Origin of the sequence: Acinetobacter sp. PFS20, from assembly GCF_052261015.1 — a bacterium.
In the GTDB taxonomy this organism is placed as follows: domain Bacteria; phylum Pseudomonadota; class Gammaproteobacteria; order Pseudomonadales; family Moraxellaceae; genus Acinetobacter.
Genome location: NZ_JBPVZE010000001.1, coordinates 3,670,267 through 3,692,879, shown reverse-complemented (window position 1 = coordinate 3,692,879; position 22,613 = coordinate 3,670,267). Strand labels below are relative to the sequence as shown.

At 38.4% G+C, this 22,613-nt stretch carries 21 protein-coding genes; 11 read left to right on the top strand and 10 right to left on the bottom strand.

Annotated elements, in window-relative coordinates:
• Positions 1-12: 12 nt before the first annotated feature.
• The 4 genes from pstB (at position 13) to blp2 (ending at position 5,212) form a co-directional block, all read left to right on the top strand.
• Positions 13-915, top strand: coding sequence for a phosphate ABC transporter ATP-binding protein PstB (pstB, locus tag ACS125_RS17495; RefSeq protein WP_004790869.1), 903 nt, complete (start codon positions 13-15; stop codon positions 913-915).
• A 146-nt stretch (positions 916-1,061) separates the two neighbouring features.
• Positions 1,062-2,024, top strand: coding sequence for a protease SohB (sohB, locus tag ACS125_RS17490; protein ID WP_004790871.1), 963 nt, complete (start codon positions 1,062-1,064; stop codon positions 2,022-2,024).
• 138 nt (positions 2,025-2,162) lie between these two features.
• Complete coding sequence (locus ACS125_RS17485) at positions 2,163-2,780, top strand: cytochrome b/b6 domain-containing protein (protein ID WP_443273595.1); 618 nt, start codon at positions 2,163-2,165, stop codon at positions 2,778-2,780.
• Between the two features lie 245 nt (positions 2,781-3,025).
• On the top strand, positions 3,026-5,212 hold the full coding sequence (blp2, locus tag ACS125_RS17480) for an Ig-like repeat protein Blp2 (protein ID WP_443273593.1): 2,187 nt from the start codon (positions 3,026-3,028) through the stop codon (positions 5,210-5,212).
• 39 nt (positions 5,213-5,251) lie between these two features.
• Here the strand turns inward: blp2 and ACS125_RS17475 are convergent, their stop codons facing one another.
• The 9 genes from ACS125_RS17475 to ACS125_RS17435 all read right to left on the bottom strand — a co-directional run bounded on the left by ACS125_RS17475 (position 5,252) and on the right by ACS125_RS17435 (position 12,796).
• Complete coding sequence (locus tag ACS125_RS17475) at positions 5,252-5,890, bottom strand: DUF2238 domain-containing protein (RefSeq protein ID WP_443273591.1); 639 nt, start codon at positions 5,888-5,890, stop codon at positions 5,252-5,254.
• Between the two features lie 82 nt (positions 5,891-5,972).
• On the bottom strand, positions 5,973-7,361 hold the full coding sequence (gene purB, locus ACS125_RS17470; RefSeq protein WP_004790879.1) for an adenylosuccinate lyase: 1,389 nt from the start codon (positions 7,359-7,361) through the stop codon (positions 5,973-5,975).
• A gap of 55 nt (positions 7,362-7,416) precedes the next feature.
• A complete protein-coding gene (gene hflD, locus ACS125_RS17465; protein ID WP_004643577.1) occupies positions 7,417-8,148 on the bottom strand; it encodes a high frequency lysogenization protein HflD in 732 nt (243 codons plus the stop codon).
• A gap of 13 nt (positions 8,149-8,161) precedes the next feature.
• On the bottom strand, positions 8,162-9,295 hold the full coding sequence (gene mnmA, locus ACS125_RS17460) for a tRNA 2-thiouridine(34) synthase MnmA (protein WP_443273588.1): 1,134 nt from the start codon (positions 9,293-9,295) through the stop codon (positions 8,162-8,164).
• A 4-nt stretch (positions 9,296-9,299) separates the two neighbouring features.
• Positions 9,300-9,788, bottom strand: a complete 489-nt coding sequence (locus ACS125_RS17455; protein WP_004790883.1) for an NUDIX hydrolase — start codon at positions 9,786-9,788, stop codon at positions 9,300-9,302.
• Between the two features lie 144 nt (positions 9,789-9,932).
• The gene (locus tag ACS125_RS17450) at positions 9,933-10,484 is read right to left on the bottom strand and encodes a gamma carbonic anhydrase family protein (protein WP_443273584.1); all 552 of its coding nucleotides are present in this window, start codon (positions 10,482-10,484) and stop codon (positions 9,933-9,935) included.
• A 90-nt stretch (positions 10,485-10,574) separates the two neighbouring features.
• Positions 10,575-11,723 carry a D-alanyl-D-alanine carboxypeptidase PBP5/6 gene (dacC, locus tag ACS125_RS17445; RefSeq protein ID WP_004790888.1) on the bottom strand — a complete coding sequence of 383 codons (1,149 nt, stop codon included), beginning with the start codon at positions 11,721-11,723 and terminating at the stop codon, positions 10,575-10,577.
• 126 nt (positions 11,724-11,849) lie between these two features.
• Positions 11,850-12,272: an MCR_0457 family protein gene (locus ACS125_RS17440; RefSeq protein ID WP_004790891.1), complete on the bottom strand. Its 423-nt coding sequence runs from the start codon at positions 12,270-12,272 to the stop codon at positions 11,850-11,852.
• A 152-nt stretch (positions 12,273-12,424) separates the two neighbouring features.
• Complete coding sequence (locus tag ACS125_RS17435) at positions 12,425-12,796, bottom strand: MCR_0457 family protein (RefSeq protein ID WP_192833905.1); 372 nt, start codon at positions 12,794-12,796, stop codon at positions 12,425-12,427.
• Positions 12,797-12,897: 101 nt separating this feature from the next.
• Between ACS125_RS17435 and surE the strand changes: the two genes are divergently transcribed.
• The 3 genes from surE (at position 12,898) to ACS125_RS17420 (ending at position 15,635) form a co-directional block, all read left to right on the top strand.
• The gene (gene surE, locus ACS125_RS17430; RefSeq protein WP_005307288.1) at positions 12,898-13,668 is read left to right on the top strand and encodes a 5'/3'-nucleotidase SurE; all 771 of its coding nucleotides are present in this window, start codon (positions 12,898-12,900) and stop codon (positions 13,666-13,668) included.
• A 111-nt stretch (positions 13,669-13,779) separates the two neighbouring features.
• Positions 13,780-14,604 (top strand): peptidoglycan DD-metalloendopeptidase family protein, encoded by an 825-nt coding sequence (locus tag ACS125_RS17425; protein WP_049837198.1) that lies wholly within the window; start codon positions 13,780-13,782, stop codon positions 14,602-14,604.
• 101 nt (positions 14,605-14,705) lie between these two features.
• Complete coding sequence (locus tag ACS125_RS17420) at positions 14,706-15,635, top strand: LysR family transcriptional regulator (RefSeq protein WP_004790899.1); 930 nt, start codon at positions 14,706-14,708, stop codon at positions 15,633-15,635.
• 50 nt (positions 15,636-15,685) lie between these two features.
• Here the strand turns inward: ACS125_RS17420 and ACS125_RS17415 are convergent, their stop codons facing one another.
• Positions 15,686-18,304, bottom strand: a complete 2,619-nt coding sequence (locus ACS125_RS17415; RefSeq protein WP_004790900.1) for a Lon protease family protein — start codon at positions 18,302-18,304, stop codon at positions 15,686-15,688.
• A gap of 165 nt (positions 18,305-18,469) precedes the next feature.
• Here ACS125_RS17415 and ACS125_RS17410 point away from each other — a divergent pair, with 165 nt between their 5' ends.
• From ACS125_RS17410 to rpmE, 4 genes are all read left to right on the top strand, one after another.
• Entirely contained in the window at positions 18,470-20,656 is a 2,187-nt protein-coding gene (locus tag ACS125_RS17410; RefSeq protein WP_416668924.1) for an AmpG family muropeptide MFS transporter, read from the top strand.
• A gap of 2 nt (positions 20,657-20,658) precedes the next feature.
• Positions 20,659-21,060 carry a lactoylglutathione lyase gene (gloA, locus tag ACS125_RS17405; RefSeq protein ID WP_005307276.1) on the top strand — a complete coding sequence of 134 codons (402 nt, stop codon included), beginning with the start codon at positions 20,659-20,661 and terminating at the stop codon, positions 21,058-21,060.
• A gap of 132 nt (positions 21,061-21,192) precedes the next feature.
• Complete coding sequence (locus ACS125_RS17400) at positions 21,193-22,164, top strand: bile acid:sodium symporter family protein (protein ID WP_171056844.1); 972 nt, start codon at positions 21,193-21,195, stop codon at positions 22,162-22,164.
• Between the two features lie 194 nt (positions 22,165-22,358).
• The gene (rpmE, locus tag ACS125_RS17395) at positions 22,359-22,583 is read left to right on the top strand and encodes a 50S ribosomal protein L31 (protein WP_003650476.1); all 225 of its coding nucleotides are present in this window, start codon (positions 22,359-22,361) and stop codon (positions 22,581-22,583) included.
• Positions 22,584-22,613: the final 30 nt, after the last annotated feature.

The window sequence follows — 22,613 nt, the reverse complement described above, 5'->3', positions numbered from 1 at the left end:
AGAGGATAAATAATGAATACTATTGATATTACGAATTCCTTAGAAAAGGATAAGTTAGTGAACACTGAACAATCTCAATTTACAGATAAATCGCAGAATCATGGCACTTCGTATGTTTCGCATTTTGAACCACAAACCTCAAAAAAGCAGAACTCAACCGAAATCAAAATTAGTGCACAAGATGCCCATGTTTATTATGGTGATTTTGAAGCGATTAAAGGTATTGACCTTGATATTTACAAGAACGAAGTTATTGCTTTTATTGGACCGTCAGGTTGTGGTAAATCGACCTTTCTTCGTACGATAAACCGCATGAATGACACTATTGATGGTTGCCGTGTGACAGGTAAAATTACACTCGATAACCACAATATTTATGATCCAAACCTTGATGTCGTATTATTACGTGCTCAGGTTGGTATGGTATTCCAAAAGCCAAACCCGTTCCCTAAAACTATTTTTGATAACGTAGCTTATGGCCCTAAACTTCATGGTCTCGCGCGCGATAAATATGATCTTGAAGAAATTGTTGAAAATAGCTTGCGTAAAGCGGGTTTATGGGAAGAAGTGAAAGATCGTTTGAATCAACCAGGTACTGGTTTATCAGGTGGTCAGCAACAACGTTTATGTATTGCTCGTACAATTGCAGTAAGTCCTGAAGTGATTTTGATGGATGAGCCATGTTCTGCACTTGACCCAATCGCAACAGCAAAAATCGAAGAATTGATTTCTGATCTATCAGAGCAATATACAATTGTAATTGTGACTCACTCAATGCAACAAGCGGCACGTGTTTCAGATCGTACTGCTTATTTCCATTTAGGTGATTTGATTGAAGTTAACTCAACTGAAAAAGTCTTTACTCAACCTGACCATCAGTTAACGGAAGCTTATATTACTGGACGATTCGGTTAATTAGTCTTCCATATAAAAAAAGAGCCATGTGCTCTTTTTTTATTTTATAAATGAAAATGACTCTATTTTGCAAAAACGCTATTGAATTTTAATCAAAAGGACCACATCTTAAGGCTATAAAAGATAACTTATGAGCTTAGAATTTTATGTTATTCCATTTGCCTAAACTCCCTGCAGAAATACGTGTGAGTCATTTAAATGCACGTGTAAATGAACAGAGAAAAAAAATTGCACAAACAACTGCAAGCCGTTTAGAACTTTTACAATTGGCTCAACAACTTGCTAAAGAAGCTAAAATTCGCCGTAAAAACAATCAGAAAATCTTTGTTTTAGATTTTAAGGGTGATATTCAGGCCTCAGCAGTTGAAAACTTGCGAGAAGAAATTACCCTCATTTTAGCAACCGCTAAAGCAGGCCGTGACCGTGTTGTGGTTCGCCTTGAAAGCCCAGGAGGCATGGTACATGGTTATGGTCTAGCAGCAGCTCAATTGGTACGTCTACGCGATGCGGGCTTCCATTTGACGATTTGCGTAGACAAAGTAGCAGCAAGTGGCGGCTATATGATGGCATGTATTGCAAATGAAATTATTGCGGCGCCGTTTGCTATTGTTGGTTCAATTGGTGTGGTTGCTCAAGTTCCAAACTTTAACCGTCTTTTAAAACAACACAATGTGGATTTCGAGCTTTACACAGCAGGGCAATATAAGCGTACTGTCACGATGTTTGGTGAAAATACCCCTGAAGGTAAAGCGAAGTTCGAAGAAGAGCTTCAACAAACTCATGTGTTATTTAAACATTTTGTAGAGAAGTACCGTCCACAACTTAATGTTGATAAAGTCGCTACAGGTGAGCATTGGTATGGTGAAGATGCGCTAGATTTAAATCTTGTTGATAAATTACAAACATCTGATGAGTATCTATTAGCGTTATTACCACAGCATGATGTTTATGTGATTAATACACGTAAGAAAGCAACATTAGGTGAAAAGTTAGGTTTGCAAGCGGCTCAAATGGCAGATAGCTTGATTCCGGCTGTAATGAATAAAGTTGCAGACACGTTGGCCAAAGCCAATTCAACCTTAGTGCAAATGCGTGATACTAGATTTTAATTAAGCTAGATTTTGAAATAGAGAGTACCTACATAGGTGCTCTTTTTTTTATGTGAGTGATGAAAGAAATTTGATTAATATTTGTTTAAGTTTCTATTGTCAGAGTTATAGTTAATCTTTCACTTCTGAGTTTTTGTGATGTCAAAAACATGGCCACACATTGATATTTTCATACGTATTTTACATATCATTATTATGCTTGGTTTTGTTGGTGCTTACTTCACAGGAGATAATGAAGATCTACACCAAGTCCATATGATGTTTGGTTACGTACTTCTTATTAGTATTTCCGTGAGAGTGATCTGGCATTTTTTGAGTCCACATATTTCAAGTACAACACCATTCGGTATTAAAAAACGAAGTAACATAGCGATAAATGCGATCAAAAAATCCTTAAGTCATGCAAACTTTAAGAGTATTTTTTCAAAAAATTCAATTCATTCAGCTAGCATTGCACTTTTTCAAATTTCAATTGTACTTATATTTCTCGTGATTCCAATTGTGGTGGGTCTAGGGTATGCGACTGAGCATGTTAATTTTTCTTTGAAAGACCTACACGAATTTTTTGCAAACTTGTTTTTAGCTTTGGTTTTGTTGCATGTTTCAACTCTTATTCTAAATAGTATTTTTGCAAAACGTTTTCAGGGCTGGAGTATGCTAAAAATGACCTTATCAGATGCGAAAATAACTAAATTTGCTGCTTTATGTCTTTTGATTCTGATAGGCACCTTTAGCTTCTTTTACTTACGAATGTAAATGATGGAATTAATATATGAGAGATTTAGTAAATACTCGAACACGGTGAAATTTAAGGTTGATATGAGTTTTATCAGAAATAGATATTTTAATTAAAAGTCAAAAATAATTATTGATAAACATGCTTTTTGAATTGTGATAAACACATGGTTTTGATATTTTAAACAGCAATAAAATAGCTTTTAGATGAATCATTTAAAAAGTTAGACATTTAAAAATATAATTGAAATTCAGGATAGGAAATAATGACAAGAATAATTGTGGCATCCAAAGAGGGTTTGGACGTTCTACAAGATGGTCAGCTCAATAAAGTAGTTTTAAAGCAACCAGCAATCATTCAAATTGGTGTAAGTCAAAAAGATATAGCATCGATGGAAAAGCAAGGTGGAAGTCTTATCATCCATTTAAAAAATGGTGAAACCCTTGTTTTAGAAAATTTCTTTAATGAAGCAACAAATACAACAGACCATTCACTTGTTTTTCCGACTGAACACGGAAAATTTGTTGAAGCCCAATTCGATGCACAAGGTAAGGTGATCGACTATACAGGTTTAAATCATGTCACAGATTTAGCCTATACAAGTACTAGTCAACCAGCTTCAACAATGGCAGTTGATAATGATCCAAGTTTTTCGATGGGTAATGTCCTAAAAGCAGGCTTAGCAGTTTTAGCCGCTGAAGGTTTGTACCTTTGGGCTTTTGATAAAGACGACAAAGATGATTCACCTGTTGATGTCCCAAACACTGCGAAACCAACCGAAGTAAAACTTGCAGACGATGCGGTTACAGTGACTGGTAAGGCAGAGGCTAATGCAAAAATTTATATTAAAGATTTAAGTGGAAATGTAATTGCTTCAGGTAACGCAGATGCAAGTGGTAATTTTACGATTAAGCTCGATAAACCTTTAACAGATGGAAATAAATTAAATGTTTCAGCTCAAAGTGAAGGTGGTAGAGAGTCTAGTGCTTATTCTATTACAGGTCCAAAAGATACAATCGCTCCAGATGCTCCCCAAACTCAGCTGAGTGATGATGGCTCATTAGTAACAGGTAAAGCCGAAGCAAATGCAAAAATTACTGTTTATGATGCTAGTGATAAGGTATTAGGTACTGTAACTGCAAATAAAGATGGTATTTTTTCTTTAAAGCTTACTCCTCCATTGACGAGTGATACGGGTGGAAAAGTTATAGCTGAAGATGCTGCAGGCAATAAATCTGAACCAACTAAAATTATTGCCGGAAAGGATACTTTTGCTCCAGATGTTCCTTTAATTGAAGTCAATAAAGAAGGTAGCACGGTAGAAGGACAAACTGAGCCTAATGCAAAAGTTCAAATAAAAGATGCTGATGGTAAAGTAATTGGTACTGGTACAGCAAATGCTCAAGGCGAATTTCAAATCACGCTTTCCCCAGCATTAAAAGAAACACAAAAGGCAACAGTTATTGTTGAAGATGCAGCGGGTAATACATCTAAACCTTTAGAAGTTTCTCCAAGTTATGACTCTATTGCACCTGATAAACCTGTTGCTCAAATTAATGCTGATGGAACAACCGTAACAGGTACAACCGAAGCAAATGCAAAAGTTGAAATTAAAGATACAACAGGTAAGGTCATTGGTACGGGAACGGCAGATGCAAACGGCAAATTTACAATTACGATTTCGCCTGCTTTAACTGATAACAAACATGCTTCAGTTTCGGCTATTGATAGTGTAGGAAATAAATCTGAGGTGCTTGATATTATTGGTACTAAGGACACAACACCACCTGCAAAACCTGTGTTAAATAGTGTGGATGATGATGTTGGTGCTCTAAAAGGTGCGATTACTGCTGGTTCAGAAACTGACGATGCAAGACCCAAGCTCACAGGCTCAGGTGAGGCAAATGCAACTTTAACCATTTATGATAATGGTGTTGCTATTGGGGTTGTAAATGTAAGTAGTAGTCGATTATGGAGCTTTACGCTCGATAAAGACTTAGCAATTGGTAAACATACCATTACTTTAACTCAGACAGATGCTGCAGGGTTTACAAGTGAAGTGAGTTCACCATTTACGTTTTATGTGGTTGCTCCAAAAACTGCGAGCTTAAGTGATGCAGCAGTTGATACCGCTCATGCAGAAACTGTATCTGTTGCTGATAGCGTTGGCCTAAATACATTAAAGTTAGTCCAAAACACAACGAATGAAGCGGATAATCAGCAGCATAAATCTCTACCAATAGATGATTTGTTAAAAAGTTCTGTCTCTAGTGAACCAGACCCAATTGAAACTCTTTTATCATCAACAGCACTAAAGCCTACGCAAGTAAATGATCAAAGTGATATAACTACCAACGCTAGCAATACGACAGCTAATCTTGAGCATGTTTTACCTGATACAACTTCTTCTGTTCTACAAAACCTCTTAGAACATACGAATCCTGTCGTTTAAAGTGGTCTTAAAAAAAGCGCTCATTGAGCGCTTTTTTATTTATGAGTTATTTGTTTTAGAGGGAAGCACCAGTGCGGGAAGTCCATAGATAATTGCCCCAATCGTTGCTAATAGCATATCTTTATGTGCATCCCACATGTCACCTTGTTGCCCATTATAATTTTCGGCTTCTTCAGGTGATAATCCAATTGCAATTGCCCATTCAATAAGTTCATATAAAACGCTTGATGCCATGACGAATTGGACCACAAGTAAAAACAGAGTAAAAGGCCGTGCTGTAGGTAACCAAACTTGAAAAACTCGATAAATAAGAGGGTAGAGCAAAACACCATAGGCAAGATGAACTAAACGATCATACATGTTACGGGACCATCCCATGTATTGATCTAGATTGAAATGGAATATATGTTGAATCCAGTCATTGTAAGGAACATATGAATACAAATAGTGCGCACCGATAATATGGATCAACAAGAACACTAAATAAAAAGTAAAACTTAAAAAATCGAGGCCAATCTTTTTAAAAATAATAAAAAGCAAAATCAACATAAAAACAGTGCCTGCTTGATGAAGTAAATAGGCTTCAAATTCAAGGGGCTGGATCCCAGACAATATAATGGCAATAAAAATAAGGCCAAGAGCAATATAGTGTTTAAGTTTGAATTGTTTTTCGATCATTTTAGAAATATAACTTTATTGTGCTTTATATTAGTGTAATAAAAAAGCGAAGCCGAAGCTCCGCTTTTTATGAACTTTTTAATTAGATTTTGCTAATTAAATCGTTAATTTGTTTAGCTTGTTCAGCTGCATTACCTGTGTAAGTTGCAGGAGTAAGTTCAGCTAAACGTGCGCGCTCTTCGCTTGGTACTTGAGAAAGTTCATCACCATTTACGAAGTTAACCATCATGTCGCGAGTCATTGCTTGACCACGAGTTAATGCTTTTAACTTCTCATATGGCTTTTCAACGTTATAACGACGCATAACAGTTTGAATTGGCTCTGCTAAAACTTCTTGAGCTTGATCAAGATCTTCAAGTAAACGGTTTGCATTGAGCTCAAGTTTGCCAACACCTTTTAAACACGCATCAAAAGCAATTAAACTTTGCGCAAAACCAACACCCATATTACGAAGTACAGTAGAGTCAGTTAAGTCACGCTGCCAGCGAGAAATTGGTAATTTTTCGCCTAAGTGTGCCAATACAGCATTTGCAATACCTAAGTTACCTTCAGAGTTTTCAAAGTCAATTGGGTTAACTTTGTGTGGCATAGTTGAAGAACCAACTTCACCATCTTTCAATCTTTGTTTGAAGTAACCTAAAGAAATGTAACCCCATACGTCACGGTTAAAGTCGATTAAAATCGTGTTAAAGCGACGTAAGGCATCAAACAACTCTGCCATGTAGTCATGTGGTTCGATTTGTGTCGTGTATGGGTTGAACGTTAAACCTAAAGATTCAACAAAAGCTTGAGCATGTGCTGCCCAGTCAACATCTGGGTAAGCAGAAAGGTGAGCATTGTAGTTACCTACAGCACCGTTGATTTTGCCGAGTAGCTCAACATTTTCAAATTGTTTAATTTGGCGAGCTAAACGGTATGCAACGTTCGCCATTTCTTTACCCAAAGTTGTTGGGCTTGCAGTTTGACCGTGTGTACGAGACAACATTGGTTGTTCAGCGTGAGCTGTTGCTAAAGTAGAGATCGCATTTAAAATTTGCTTCATGCTTGATACTAAAACTTCGCGGCCGTTTTTAAGCATGAGTGCATGAGACAAGTTATTAATATCTTCTGAAGTACATGCAAAGTGAATGAACTCACCTGCATTTTGTAATTCAGCGATACCTGCGATTTTCTCTTTTAAGAAATATTCAACAGCTTTTACATCATGGTTAGTTGTGCGCTCAATTTCTTTAATGCGGTTTGCATCTTCTTCAGAAAAGTTGCTAACAATTGCATCTAAAGCTGCATTTGTTTCATTTGAAAAAGGAGCAACTTCAACAATTTCTGGACGGTTAGAAAGCGCTTGTAACCAACGCACTTCTACAGTGACACGAGCATGAATTAAACCAAACTCAGAAAGAAAAGGGCGTAGCGCATCACATTTGCTGGCATAACGTCCATCTAATGGTGATAGTGCGGTTAAAGCGTTCATAACGATTCCTTAATGTTGGAATAAACATAAAACAAAAAATAATCTCTTTACAGCCTTAGATGACTTGGTACTGTAAACGAGCAAGTGCCTGAATATCCTGTAGCAATTTACGTTTGCTAAAAATCATGTTCCACGAACTACCACCGAGTTGTCGCCATAAATGGGCCATTTGCAAGCCAGTAAACAAACAAGCACGGATGCGGTTAGTGTGATTGGTATCTTTAAATGCTTCTGCATTACCACGAACGAGAATGCGAGGGTTAATCTGCCCAGCAGTATCAACATAAGTCTGAGCCAAATTGGCTAAAATGCTTGGGTGTAAGTAGTTATTATCAAAAAAAGAAAGCTGTTTTAAGATCTTTTGCTGAGCTTTTTCAATGATTGCGACGTATTCAGGATTGCTATAGACCTTCTTTTCTAATTGCAAAAGGGACATCGCATATGACATTGGAAGCTTGGCAGTTCCCATTTTCGGAAGACGAGATTTGGGCATATTTGTAAAAGGTTGAGTAATACAATTTTCGAGGGTTTTAAGCCCCAAAGAAATATCTGCCAACTGATTAAAAAAATCTAATGTTTGAACACCATTGTTGACTGTAGGGCGAATATTTAAACTCGCTTTGATTAACAGCTCAAAATAGAAGTTACCACTTTCACCAATACTCTGCTGACCAGTTAAAGCTGTCATGTGCGTGAGCTGGGTAGCCTGAAATACCCCAGCCAAGGCAAGGGCACGGTTTTGGCGAACATTCAAGGCTTGTGATTGTTGAAATGGTAACTCCACCATGTCATTCATTCCCTTAAATAAAATTTGGTGTAGGGGCATTTGTATGGTGAATGACACCCCCGCCTAAGCAAACTTCATCTGAATAAAATACAACGCTTTGACCCGGTGTAACAGCACGCTGAGGATCATCAAACTCAACTCGTACACCGTGTTCACTATTTTCATCAATAAAAACTGTACATGTCTGATCAGGTTGGCGATAGCGTGTTTTAGCTGTACAGCGTAAACCTTCAACAGGAATATTCTGTTCACCCGCCACCCAGTCAATTGACTCACTCCAAAGCTGTGTGCTTTGCATGAGAGGGTGTTCATGTCCCTGACCAATAACGAGGCGATTATTGGCAATATCTTTATGTAGTACGAACCATGCACCTTCCGCTGCACCCTTCAAACCACCTAGACCAATTCCGCCACGTTGACCGAGCGTATAGTACATCAGACCGTGATGTTCACCAACTTCTTTACCTGTATCAAGTACAATTTTTCCAGGTTGAGCGGGCAAATATTGTTTAAGGAAGTCATTAAATCGACGTTCGCCAATAAAACAGATTCCTGTAGAGTCTTTTTTCTTGGCTGTAGCAAGATCAAGTTCTTCAGCAATTCTGCGGACTTCTGGTTTTTCAATCTCACCTACTGGAAATAGGGTTTTGTTAATTTCTTTACCATGAACAGCATGCAAGAAATAAGTTTGGTCTTTGTTATTGTCTACACCACGTAATAATGGTGCGTAGGCTTCGCCTTTCGAGTTATATGCAGTTTCACCACGGCGAGCATAATGACCAGTCGCGATAAAGTCTGCACCTAAAGTCATGGCATGATCTAAAAATGCGCGGAATTTAATTTCTTTATTGCATAAAATATCTGGGTTTGGGGTGCGTCCAGCTGCATATTCAGCTAAGAAAAGTTCAAACACGCGATCCCAATATTCCATAGCAAAGTTTGCTGTATGGAGTTTAATACCGATTTTATCCGCTACTGCTTGAGCATCGGCTAAATCTTCCATTGCCGTACAGTATTCCGTGCCGTCGTCTTCCTCCCAGTTCTTCATGAAAAGACCTTCAACTTGATATCCTTGTTGAAGTAAAAGTGCTGCAGAAACAGAAGAGTCTACACCACCAGACATACCGACGATGACACGTTGTTGCATAGGACTAGGCATCCAAATGAGAAGTTAATGAGGGAGAGAAAGGGTGCTCATAAATAAGCGATAAAGGATAACGGTGGCCTTTTATGGCATCTTCAACTGCTTTGAGCACGAGTGGACTACGAGCACGAGCAGATTCTTTGAGCTCATCTGGTGTCATCCACACAGCAGCTACAATATCTGTATCGAGTTGAGGATTATTTTCAACTTGAGTCACATGTGCTAGAAAACAGAAGCGGTAATAGGTACGATCCGGAAACATGGGCGGGGTATACGTATAAATACCAAGCAAGGCATCAATTTCAACATGATGACCTGTTTCTTCAAGTGTTTCTCGAATAGCGGCTTCTGTTAATGACTCACCGCATTCCACATGACCAGCAGGTTGGTTAAATACTGTGTGTACAAAACCTTCGCTATGTTCTTCAACAAAAAGATAGCGTCCGTCTTTTTCTACGACTGTAGCAACAGTGACATGAGGAGTCCATGCGGCCATAAAAAAGCACCATGATTTAAAAGACGTATGATACGAAATTTAGGGGTTTTTGGCTATGGTGATCTGCTAAACGATATGAGCAATACTACAAAACAATATCGTTTAAAAAATCAGAATTTTATTGCTGAAATTTCATAGAGCTAATTAATCTTGCTCTGCTTGAGCCGCTTTATGATTATTTTGTACTTTTACATAATGCCTTGCCGAATAAGGAAGAAATGCTAGTTCTTTTTCGGTTAGCGGTCGCACTTGTTGTACAGGGCTTCCTACATATAGATAACCACTTTTTAAGACTTTGCGCGGTGGAACTAAACTTCCTGCACCAATCATTACATCATCTTCAATAATCACGTCATCTAAAATAACAGTATTGATTCCGATTAAAACTCGGTTGCCAATGGTACAGCCATGCAAAGTCACATGATGTCCAACCGTCACATCTTCACCAATAATAAGAGGTGAGCCATTAGGTTTTGCATCATTTTTATGACTAACGTGCAACATACAATGGTCTTGTACATTACTATTTTTACCAATTTGAATACTATTTACGTCACCACGAATGACGGCAAAAGGCCAGACAGAAACGTTTTCGGCTAAGCTGACTTCACCGACTACAACGGCCATGTCATCAATATAACATGTTGTATCAACTTGAGGACGGTGTTCAAGATAAGGACGTATGTTCTTTGCCATGAGTAGTATCAAAATAAAATTTAGATGAATTATAAAATAAAAAAGCACTCAGGCTAAATAGCATGAGTGCTTAATTCAACTATTCAAAAATTAGAATAAGTTGCTGAAGAATTGTTTAACATGGTCGATTAAGCGTGCAAAGAATCCTGCTTCTTCAACTGGTTTTAATGCTACTAATGGCTTTTCAGCAATTACTTTGCCGTCAAGGCTAGCAACAAGTTTGCCCACAACTTGGCCTTTTTGAAGCGGTGCATTTAAGTTAGGTTGAACAACTAACTGTGTTTTAATGCCGTTAGCTTTGCCTTTAGGCATAGTCACGCTAAAGTTTTCAGCCAGACCAATTTGAACTTCGTCTTCTTTACCAAACCACACTTTTGCTTTCGCAAGAACTTGATTGGCTGGTTGAATATTTGCAGTTTCAAAGTTTGCAAAGCCCCAAGACAATAATGTACGCGTTTGGTTGGCACGTTCATTAACGCTATCCGTTCCGAAAATAACGGAAATGAGACGCATCGGACCACGTTTGCTTGACGTTGTTAAGCAGTAACCCGCTTCATCAGTATGGCCTGTTTTTAAACCATCTACGCTTGGGTCTGTGTAAAGCAAGGCATTACGGTTACCTTGTTTAATGCCGTTAAACGTAAATTCTTTTTCAGAGTAGATTGGGTAATATCTTGAGCTGTCTTTAATAATATGTTGCGCTAAAACAGCCATATCTTTAGCACTTGAATAATGACCTTCTGCCGGTAAACCAGTTGAGTTCATAAACTGGGTATTTGTCATACCGATACGTTTTGCTTCCTGATTCATCATGTGCGCAAACGTGCCTTCATTTCCGGCAATATGTTCAGCCATTGCTTTTGATGCATCATTACCTGACTGAATAATGATACCGCGAAGCATTTCTAGAACAGTCGCTGTACCATTTAAAGGAACATACATACATGATTCAGAGCTGCTTCCTTTACACCATGCAGACTCGTTCATACGAACCTGCTCATTTTCAGTCAGTTCACCTTTTAATAATTTTTGTTCAATGATGTAGCTTGTCATCATTTTTGTCATTGAAGCAGGTGCAAGCTTTTCGTTTTCATTTTTAGAAGCGAGAATTTGTCCTGTCTCATAATCCATTAATACATAAGACTTATTATTTAATTCTGGCGGAGCTGATAAGACAGTTGCTGCATAAGAAAAACTTGGTAAGAGGAGGAGTGCAGCAATAGCGCTTTTTCGAGTCATTCTAGGTAATTCCAATATCTTGTATGAAGCAGAAGAACCTAGCATTTTAGGATAAAGCAAAGCCGACTTCTATGGGGGAAGTCGGCTTTTTCAAACAGTATTGTAACTCAAGAGTTTTTTACTAATTTAGTTTTGCGATTGATAAGCTTTCACGTCTTGACAAACTAATGTGTTTTGCTCGTTACCAGCAGCTTTTGCATCATTACGCGCTTCTTTTAAGACTTTCTTGAAACTTTTGTCTTTAGCACGTTTCTCTAAAGCTGCAACTGGATCGGCTTCATTTGGTAAATAGTCTTTTACTAAACGTTCATAACCTTGAGCAAAATCAGCATCTTTTTTGCCAATAAGGCTTGGGCAAATTTCAGAAAGTACTTGAATTGCAGCTAATTCTTCAGGAGTTATAGTTTGCTGTGGAGTTACTTCAACAACATTTTCATTTTCGGTTTTCTTTTCAGCTGTTTTCTTCTTATCAGCAGCAAAACCAACTGTTGCCATGCTCATAAGTAAAACCAAAGAGAGCGATTGAACTAAGCTTTTCTTCATAAACATCGATAACCCAAAATAAAATTTTTAAATATGTCGATAGCTTAACCAATTTAGACGTTAAAAAAATGGAAAAAATGTATTGTTATGTTGGTTTTCTGCTTAATACCAAGCAGAAAACCTCAGTAAATAAACCTCTACTCTAAACGAGCAAAAATCTATCCTTTATAGTTGACGATCTCTTCACAGAGTTCATGTTGCTCATGATGGTCCATTTGTTTTGAAGCTTGACGTGCTTCATTTAACAGGGTTTTAAACTCTGCATCATTTTGTAGAGCAGAGAGGGTAATTGATTTATTCGAATACCCTTGAAGATACGTTGTGATAATTTTTTGAGTATTTGACTCAAGTTTTTTATTTGTCCCTACGAAAGCTGGACAAATTTCCTGTAAGACTTGCGTTGCCGCAATATCATCTTTAATTAAGCTATCAGCTTCTTGTGTTGAGATATCCTCATCTGCAAAAACCGCTTGCGTACACAATGTGATACTGATCCCCAATACCTGAAAAAAAGGAGCAAAAGTTTTCATTTTTTCACAATTTTATAATGCTATGGAGGCATAAATATATATAATTCAACAAATAATTCAATTGTGAAAACCTTTAGGTTTATTTGTAGAGAAAGATTTTAGTGAATATTTTGATAGCGAATGATGACGGTGTTTTTGCGCCAGGTATACAGGCTTTAGCTGAAGCATTAAAACCGCTTGGACGTGTGGTTGTGGTTGCACCAGAAAGTGAAAGAAGTGGTTTTTCAAGTGCATTAACATTAGATCGACCATTGCGCCCAATTCAAATTGCCGAAGATGTATGGGCAGTGAATGGTACGCCAGCAGATTGTGTTTATTTATCTATGAATGGTTTGTTTGATTTCGAATTTGACTTGGTCGTAAGTGGAATCAATAGTGGCGCGAACTTGGGTGATGATGTTTTATATTCTGGAACAGTCGGTGCTGCATTTGAAGGGCGTTTAATGAAGCAACCTGCAATTGCTGTTTCTTTAGCTGGTCCTGATGTACGCGCTTATAATGTTAAAGAAGATTATGCTCAGGCTGCACAGTGGGTACATGATTTTATTGCAAGCGGATTGCCAGCTTTGCCTCCACGACACATCTTTAATATCAATATTCCTGATGTGCCGAAGTTAAAAGGAGCACAAATTACGTATCAGGGACGCCGTGCTCAATCTAAACCTATTACTAGCCATGTCGACCCAAGAGGACGCCAAGTTTACTGGATTGGATTAGCAGGCGAGGCGGTTACAGATCCTGAGCGTGTTTCAAGCCAGATTCAATCGGATTTCTTTGCGGTAGCAAACGGTTATGTCAGTGTTACACCTATTCAGATGGATGCTACAAATTACGCCGTTTTAGAAGACCTTCAGGTCAGTTTGAGTCAATAATTGAGCTCGAATGTTATAACTTTGTGAATAAAGAAAAAGAGGAACGTGTTTCCTCTTACTTTTTTGGTACTCTTAGCCGAAATGATTTGTAGCATTTAGTGAGGGAGATCAATGCATTTAATTGGGCAACAAAACAGAGTGCATATCCAAAAAGACAAAATAATGAAAATTATGTTGTTGTCTGCGGTTGTAGGTTTTACCGTAGCTATGGCAGGTTGTGCTTCTAAACCACAAATTAATAATAGTTCTCGCTATGCAATGGCTCCTAACTATTACACAGTTCGTTCAGGTGATACTTTAAGTGGTATCGCAATGCGTTATGGTCTGGACTACATCAGTATTGCCGAAATGAATGATATTCCTGCGCCATATCGTATTTATGTCAATCAATCGTTACGTTTGAAGAAAGGTTCATCACCAAGAACGGTATCTACACAAGTCATGGCGCAGCCTGAGCAAATCAAGCGTCAAACGATTGCTTTGCCAACTACACAGCCTGTGACTCCAGTAACACAGCCGTCTACTGTACCGTCAACAAATACGACAGTGGCATCAGTTGCACCAAATTCGAGCTTACGTTGGATAAAACCGACGAATGGACCAGTGATTCAAGGGTTTAATTTGGCAAATAATGTCAAGGGAATCCGTTATGGTGGAAATCAGGGTGACCCTATTTATGCCGCAGCCGATGGTCAAGTTGTCTATGCAGCTGATGGCTTAAAAGAATACGGAAATCTGGTTTTAATTAAGCATATTGACGGATATATCAGTGCGTATGCCCACAATAGCAAGATGTTTGTGAAAAGCGGTGATAATATAACTGCTGGACAAAAAATTGCCGAAATGGGATCTACTGGCGCATCTCAAGTCATGCTCGAGTTCCAGATTCGTTTGGATGGAAAACCGATTAATCCTGTAAATCTTTTACCAAAATAGCTAATGCAAAAAACTTAGGTTTCCTCGTATAATGTAATTGGTTGCTTTCATTACAACAATAAGCATTTTTTATAAATTTAAAATTAGATTCGAGGAAACCTATGTTAGATCAGCTTCGTGCGATGGGTGTTTTCGCTTGTGTGGTTGAAAAAAGTTCATTTAGTGGTGCGGCACGTGAATTAGGAATTACAACAAGTGCGGTGAGTCAGCAGATACGCTCGCTTGAGCATGAAATGGATGTAACTCTATTACATCGCTCCACTCGTAAACTTAGTTTGACAGAAGCCGGACAGGCTTTTTTTTCAAGCTGTCAAGAGATGTTGGCGGCTGCTGAAAGGGGAAAAATCCGAATTAATGAATTGAGGGATGACTTAATCGGGGATTTGCGTATTGCGACAACTCCTGATTTGGCAGTTCAACACCTCATTCCTGCATTATCTCACTGGATGTCGGCTCATCGCGGTTTATCGGTGCATTTTGAAGTTGGGCATCGTTATATCGATTTAATTGAAGAGCGAATTGATATTGCAGTCCGCATGAGTTCTACTCCTGTAGAAGAAAGTAGCTCTATCATTCCGTTGGCCTTTGTAGATCAGATTTTGATTGCTTCTCCTAGTTATCTCAATCAGTCTAGTCCAATTGTGCATCCTAATGATTTAAGAGATCATGAATTGTTGTCGATTAATGTCATGAATGACTCACGCCATTTCAATTTTCAACATGTCAAAACAGGTGAAACACTCAATATTGAAATGCAAAGCCGTTTGCAGAGTAATAATTTACAAGTTGCAAAAGCGTTATGTCAGCAAGGGCACGGTATTGCACGAATTTTATATTTGGATGCTCAGAAAGAACTAAAAAATGGTTCTTTGATTGAACTCATGCCAGATTGGAAATTACCAACGTTTACATTGTATGCAGAAGTTGCCAAGCATGATCAGCAACCAATGAAAATTCAACGTTGTGTTGAAGCACTTAAACAATATTTTAGCCAGTTAGCAGGAGGACGAGCGATTCAGATCGTTCGTTAATTTTGCAAGTCTAAAAGTAAAAGGGCCTGTATTTTACAGGCCCTTTTTTATTACTTCTGTTTTAATGTAGCTACTTCTTCTGCATTTTCTTGTGGCAGATCGTCAGCTGTAAGTTCTTCATGCTTCTTAATTTTTTTCTTATTTTTCTTTTTCTTTTTTGGCTCTTCTTCAATTTCAGCACCATCTTCAATGGCTTGCCAATATTCAAGTTGTTCCATTACTGCTGCATAAATTGAATTTTTGCTGTATTTACCCTTCTTATCGAGCGTACCGACTGGACGAGCCATTAAAATTTCAAGTGCTTGATCAATCGTATCAATTGCATGGATATGGAATTGACCGCTGCGAACAGCATCAATAACATCTTGACGTAACATCAAATGCTGCATGTTTTGACGAGGAATAATAACACCTTGCTTACCTGTCAGACCTTGTAGTTTACATGCATCATAAAACCCTTCAATTTTTGCATTTACGCCGCCAATAGGTTGAACTTGTCCTAATTGGTTCATCGAGCCGGTAATTGCCCATGATTGATCAATTGGTATTTGGCTAATTGCAGAAATCAACGCTGAAAGCTCAGCAACAGTTGCACTATCGCCATCAACTTGACCATAGCTTTGCTCAAATGCAAGCGCAGCGGAGAAGTGTAAAATCTGTTCACGACCAAAGTGAGCTTTCAAGAAGCTAGACATCAGCAGCACGCCTTTCGCATGAAGTGAGCCACCAAGTTCTACACTACGTTCAATATCAAGAATATCACCGCCACCTTGATAAACAGATGCCGTTAAACGAGAAGGCAAACCAAATTCAACATCCGCATAATGAATGACGGAGAGGGCATTGATTTGACCTAAACGGTATCCCGACGTTTCGATTAATTGTGTACCACGTGAAAGATCTTGCCAGTAAAGCTCTCTTAAATAGCCTAAGCGATATTGGCGATGTTGTAGAGCGAGGTTGATGTGCTGGTCGGTTACCAGCTTCTCATTCGCTTTAAATGCATGATGATGTGCTTCGCGAATAAGATCGCCTAGAGTTGAAGCATGCAACGACAGTGAACTTTGGTCTTCAGCCTGACGACTTGAATCAGTAAGTAAAGCGGCTAAAGCACTGCGATCAAACGGAAGCAATTTATCCGCTTGTACATAGTCAGCAATGAGCTGCATGTAGGCTTGTTCATTTTCGTCATTACGTTGTAATGTATCAGTAAAATCTGCACGAATTTTAAATACACTACCAAGCTCTGGTTCTACTTCCAAAATTTCATAATAAATTTCAGGTTCTGCCATAAGAACCACTTTAATATCAAGTGGAACCGCAGCAGGTTCTATCGAGATAGAGCCTGTTAAGGTTAGCATATGTTCAAGAGAAGATAACTTGAGTTGGCCTGATTTTAAGGCACGCTTTAAACCTTGCCATGCATAAGGCTGTTCGAGTAATTGCTCGGCCTCAAGCATTAAAAAACCACCATTCGCTTGATGTAGAGCACCTGGACGAATGAGAGTGAAATCTGTAGTAATTGTGCCGTTATGGGTAAGCTGTTCAACGTGGCCGAGTAAATTATAGTGCGTTGGAAAGTCTTCAAAAATAACAGGAGCGCCGCTATTTGGTTTATTTGCAACAATCACATTGGCTTGATAACGTGCTGGAACACGATTGAACATTGATGGAGTAAAATCATCTTCATCTTGTTCTAAGATCAGTTCAACATTATCAATAATATCTTGGGCATATTGTTTTAAATAATCTTCAAGTCCTTTAACTTGACCATATTTATTTAAAATAAGCTCCATTCTTGGCATAACGACTTGCGTTGCAATATCCCGATTTAACACAGACACTTTGTCACGTGCATCATCTTCTAAATCACCTAAATGTAGACCAAGGCGATCTAGCTTTTTATCCATATAGCGAATATTGGCCGCAATTTCAGCGCGTTGCTTACTATTTAATGCATCAATATCTGTTTGGGTAAGTTCTTGAACCTGATCATCTTTGACGTGTACAGGAACAAAACCGTGTTTCTCATTACGAGAAATGAGTTTTAAATCGAGCTCTTCGCCTTCTTTGGTTAGTTCAACAAGCGCTTGTTGTTGTACATCACCTGTTTCCTGACGGATACGTTCAATACGATTGTGATAAGTCTCTGCACTAAAACGGCGTTCAAGTTGTTTTAAAATAATTTGCCAAGTTTGGTCATGTGCCTGTTGAAACTTAGTTCCTTGACCTGCTGGAAAGCGTAGGGCAATAGGTTGACGTGCTTGTTTGAAATTATAGACATACACCCAGTCATCAGGCGTTGGCATTGTTTTAGCGTGTTGCTGTAACAAACGTTTAATCATGGTACGTTTGCCTAAACCAGCAGTTCCTACTGCAAAAATGTTATAGCCTGAGTAGGGTAAAGAAATTCCCGCCTCTACAGATGCTTTGGCACGATCTTGACCTAAAAAGTTATTAAGAGGTTTGATGCGTTTAGTTGAAGCTGGAATTTTTTCAAAATCGGGGATATGTGTAAGTTGTTCAGGTTTTAAAACGGTTTTATCTAAGGTCATTTTTATATCAGGTTGCTCAAAAGCTGAAGGAAATGCATTTACTGTGACGTTTGTGGTGGTTGTTTTAGCGAGTGATAAAGTTGAAATAGTCACTTGATCAAGTTTTTGTGTCACTGTTGATATCCAGCAAAAGAAAACGAAGGTTGAAGCCTAAAGGTATACAGGTTTAGCATAAAATATCAAGCAAACTTGCGGTTTTTATCGCCAAAACAAAAATGTTTGCATAAAGAATCTTGAAAGCAATTGTAAGAAGGGTTTGAATAGGCACATTTATAATTTATGGAAAATAAAAAACGAATGACCACACAAGCTTCGGGTTGGGTCTCGGCTTTTAAAGCGTTTTTAGATCGCCGTGCATTAATTATGCTGTTTCTGGGTTTTTCTGCCGGAATTCCAATTTTATTAATTTTCTCTAGTCTCTCTTTATGGCTTGGAGAGGCGGGCATTGATAAAAGTGCAGTCACTTTTTTTAGTTGGGCGGCTCTAGGTTACTCTTTTAAGTTCGTTTGGGCTCCTCTTATTGATGAGTTACCTGTACCAGTCTTAACTAAAATGTTAGGACGAAGACGAGCTTGGTTGTTAATTGCACAGTGTTTAATCGTTCTTGCTATTTGTATTATGGCTTTCTCGGACCCAGCTTTAGGTCAGAGTTATCTGGTTCAAATGGCAGTGGGTGCAGTGTTGCTTGGTTTTTCAGCAGCAACACAAGATATTGTAATTGATGCCTATCGTATTGAACTAGCAGAAACAGAAATGCAAACCGTGTTGGCATCTACCTATAATGCTGGTTATCGAATCGGCATGATTGTGGCTGGAGCAGGGGCATTATTTCTAGCTGCACATTTAGGGACTGCTAAAGGTAATTACATTTACGAAGCTTGGAAAATGACTTACTTAACCATGGCAGCGGTTATGTTAGTCGGTATTGTAACGACTTTGCTCGTTCGTGAACCTCAGGTAAATCGTGTCTATAAAAACTATAAGAGTAGTGATTATTATCGCTTGGTGTTCGTGTTTTTTGTTGCCGTTATTTCATTTGTAGTCACCTATATTTATTCTGGGCAGATTACAGATGCAATCTCACAAGCTGGAAATATAAAAGATAACGCGGCACTGTTTGGCTTAGAAGCTTTAAGATTTTTAACGGCTACAGCTTGCGCCATTTTTGTGGGTTATTTACTGGTTAAATTTGGTGTAGTTAATCAGCAAATGGCGAAAGAAACGTGGATTGCACCCATTTTAGATTTCTTTAAACGTTATGGTGTCAAACTTGCCTTAGTCTTATTACTTCTCATTGGTTTTTTCCGTATTTCAGACATTATTGCTGGTGTCATTTCCAATGTGTTTTATCAAGATCTGAACTTTAGCAAAGAAGAAATTGCCGAAGCAGTCAAAATCTATGGTGTGCTATTCAGTTTAGTCGGTGGATTCTTAGGGGGACTTTTAGCACAGCGCATAAACATTATGAAGCTGATGTTTGTGGGTGCGGTGTTAGCAAGTTCTACTAATCTCATTTTTATTGGGCTCGTAAAATCTGGTCAGCCATTAGATATGGTTGATGTAAAAGTTGGTGGTCAAAGCTATCAAGTTAAACCAGATGAAGTAGGCTTATGGAAATTAGAAGTTCCAAGTTCTGCTTTTAGCGGAACAAAACAAATTGAAGTAAAAGCTGCTTATGCTGCACAAAATACTGTGCCGCCTGTGGTGCGTACTCAGCCGTTACTGACCACCGAATTGGCAAAATCACCTCTACAAATTTTACCTGTTATGGGAAATGATCAGGTTTCATTAAAAGATGGAGAGGGAAGTGTTGTCGTTCGAGGCCAATACTTTGGACAAGCTTTAACTCCTGCACAAAAAATTATAATTAGTCTTGATGGACAAAATTTTGATGCAAAAATGACTGACCAAAAAGGTGTTTTTAGTACGACAATCGATGCGAAAAAATTAGTAGCATCAACTAGTAAAGAGCTTAAGGTCGCTGTAGTAGAGGGCGAACAGAAAATACTTTCTGCATCTCATCCATATGCGGTGAGTGCGAATCTAAAAGCGACAAGTGAATTAGATGTGAATATTGAGCCGCTCCCTTACATCGATCCTCTTTCTGGCCAAACAGTTGAAGTCAGCGGTAAGGTAATTAAACCATATAGTTCTTTATGGCTCTATTTTGCCATTATTGTCGACAACTTAGCTTCTGGCTTGGCTGGTGCAGCATTTATTGCATTCCTTTCAAGTTTAACGAGTGTGTCATTTACAGCTGTTCAATATGCGATCTTTAGTTCACTCATGACGCTCACACCAAAACTTTTGGGTGGATATTCAGGTACCATAGTGAGTAATATTGGCTATCCAAAGTTCTTTTTGATGACCACTCTTATTGGTATTCCAATCTTGATTTTAGTGGTTTGGGTTGGAAAGCTTTTAAAAGATCATCAAACTCATGAATCAGAAAAGGCAGGTGAATAAACATGCGAATGCTTCATACAATGTTGCGAGTAGGCAATTTAGAACAATCTTTAAAGTTCTATACCGAAGTATTAGGAATGAAGTTACTTCGTAAGCGTGATTATGAAGAAGGGCGCTTTACACTGGCATTTGTTGGTTACGGTGATGAAGAAACCAATACAGTGCTTGAGCTTACCCATAACTGGGATACATCAAGTTATGAGTTAGGCAATGCCTATGGTCATATTGCGATTGGTGTTGACGATGCCTATAAAGCGTGTGAAGAAATTAAAGCACGTGGTGGTAAAGTTGTGCGTGAAGCAGGCCCAATGAAAGGTGGTGTGACCGTTATCGCATTTGTTGAAGATCCAGATGGTTATAAAATCGAGTTGATTCAACAAGATGCTAATGCGACAAATAACTAAAAATTGACTATGATACTTTAAGATTTAGGTCTTAAAAGTCTAGCTTTATTTTTTTAGCCCAGTATGATGAACGTTTGACCAGATGGTCAATTTATCAACTGGGTTTTTTATTATCTAAAATAATCATAGGATGTGGCTATGTTGAAGTTATTGGCACTTGATCGATTTACAATTTTGTTAGTTGGAATGGTACTGCTAGCAACATTTTTTCCAGTCAGTGGTCAAGCAGCGCAATATTTCAATACACTGACTACTGTCGCGATTGCAATTTTATTCTTTTTGCATGGTGCAAAGCTGTCTCGTGAGGCTGTAATTGAAGGCGTTTTGCATTGGAAAATGCATTTACTTGTCTTCGCATTTACTTTTTTTATTTTCCCCGTACTTGGTTTGTTAGCTAAACCGATTCTGTTACCTCTACTCGGCCAGCAGCTGTACTGGGGTTTTCTGTTTATGTGCTTTTTACCCTCTACAGTTCAATCTTCTATTGCATTTACATCAGTTGCAAAAGGGAATGTGGCTGGAGCGGTCTGTAGCGCATCTTTTTCAAATTTGATTGGTATGTTTATTACACCAGTGTTGGTGAGCTTTTTTATTTTAGGCCAAAGCCAACATGGGTTCGATCCGACTGCTTCAATTATACAAATTACCTTGTTGCTGTTAGTGCCGTTTATTTTAGGGCAAATATTACGTCCTTATATTTTTCCTTATATGGCAAAAGTCCCAAGTATCGTTAAAGCATTCGATCAAGGCTCAATTTTGATGGTGGTGTATGGCGCATTCAGTGGGGCAGTCGTTGCAGGTCTTTGGCATCAGGTGAACTGGAAAACCTTACTTATTTTAGTCGTTGCTTGTTCAGTTCTTTTAACAGTCATTATGTTATTAGCACTGTATTTACCTCGTGCTTTTGGATTTAACCGCGCAGATCAAGTTACGGTTTTCTTTTGTAGCTCAAAAAAGACATTAGCAAGTGGTGTGCCGATGGCGCAAATCTTATTTATTGGCCAGCCTTTAGGCATGATTGTGTTACCTATTATGATTTTTCACCAAATCCAGTTAATGGTTTGTGGGGTCATTGCAAATTACTGGGCTAAATCTAAAGATTAATTCGCAAATAAAAATTATTTGGCGTATAATCTTGTCCACTTGTTGTGCTTAGCTCTAACCCTAGGGGTTTCGGTGAGCCAAAAGAATGGTCTGTTGTGGTGTTGATCTGCTCATTTTGAGCTTTCCTCGATTTATATTGAGAGTGATCAATTGCGATAACAGCTTAAGCCTTTCTAAATTAGGAGTAATCGACGATGCGCGCCGATATTCACCCAAAATATGCAACATTAGTAGCAACTTGTTCTTGCGGTAACGTAATCGAAACTCGTTCTGCTTTAGGTAAAGACACTATCTACCTTGACGTATGTTCAGCTTGCCACCCTTTCTACACTGGTAAGCAAAAGAATGTAGACACTGGTGGTCGTATCGACAAATTCAAACAACGTTTCTCTGGTATGTCTCGCTCTATCAAGCGTTAATACTGCAAAACGAAACAAAAAACGGGCTTT

Excerpts from the sequence above, each read along its gene's own strand:
- pstB (WP_004790869.1), top strand. The coding sequence starts at position 13 with ATGAATACTATTGATATTACGAATTCCTTAGAAAAGGATAAGTTAGTG.
- sohB (WP_004790871.1), top strand. The coding sequence starts at position 1,062 with ATGTTATTCCATTTGCCTAAACTCCCTGCAGAAATACGTGTGAGTCAT.
- ACS125_RS17485 (WP_443273595.1), top strand. The coding sequence starts at position 2,163 with ATGTCAAAAACATGGCCACACATTGATATTTTCATACGTATTTTACAT.
- blp2 (WP_443273593.1), top strand. The coding sequence starts at position 3,026 with ATGACAAGAATAATTGTGGCATCCAAAGAGGGTTTGGACGTTCTACAA.
- ACS125_RS17475 (WP_443273591.1), bottom strand. The coding sequence starts at position 5,890 with ATGATCGAAAAACAATTCAAACTTAAACACTATATTGCTCTTGGCCTT.
- purB (WP_004790879.1), bottom strand. The coding sequence starts at position 7,361 with ATGAACGCTTTAACCGCACTATCACCATTAGATGGACGTTATGCCAGC.
- hflD (WP_004643577.1), bottom strand. The coding sequence starts at position 8,148 with ATGGTGGAGTTACCATTTCAACAATCACAAGCCTTGAATGTTCGCCAA.
- mnmA (WP_443273588.1), bottom strand. The coding sequence starts at position 9,295 with ATGCAACAACGTGTCATCGTCGGTATGTCTGGTGGTGTAGACTCTTCT.
- ACS125_RS17455 (WP_004790883.1), bottom strand. The coding sequence starts at position 9,788 with ATGGCCGCATGGACTCCTCATGTCACTGTTGCTACAGTCGTAGAAAAA.
- ACS125_RS17450 (WP_443273584.1), bottom strand. The coding sequence starts at position 10,484 with ATGGCAAAGAACATACGTCCTTATCTTGAACACCGTCCTCAAGTTGAT.
- dacC (WP_004790888.1), bottom strand. The coding sequence starts at position 11,723 with ATGACTCGAAAAAGCGCTATTGCTGCACTCCTCCTCTTACCAAGTTTT.
- ACS125_RS17440 (WP_004790891.1), bottom strand. The coding sequence starts at position 12,272 with ATGTTTATGAAGAAAAGCTTAGTTCAATCGCTCTCTTTGGTTTTACTT.
- ACS125_RS17435 (WP_192833905.1), bottom strand. The coding sequence starts at position 12,796 with ATGAAAACTTTTGCTCCTTTTTTTCAGGTATTGGGGATCAGTATCACA.
- ACS125_RS17425 (WP_049837198.1), top strand. The coding sequence starts at position 13,780 with ATGCATTTAATTGGGCAACAAAACAGAGTGCATATCCAAAAAGACAAA.
- ACS125_RS17420 (WP_004790899.1), top strand. The coding sequence starts at position 14,706 with ATGTTAGATCAGCTTCGTGCGATGGGTGTTTTCGCTTGTGTGGTTGAA.
- ACS125_RS17410 (WP_416668924.1), top strand. The coding sequence starts at position 18,470 with ATGGAAAATAAAAAACGAATGACCACACAAGCTTCGGGTTGGGTCTCG.
- gloA (WP_005307276.1), top strand. The coding sequence starts at position 20,659 with ATGCGAATGCTTCATACAATGTTGCGAGTAGGCAATTTAGAACAATCT.
- rpmE (WP_003650476.1), top strand. The coding sequence starts at position 22,359 with ATGCGCGCCGATATTCACCCAAAATATGCAACATTAGTAGCAACTTGT.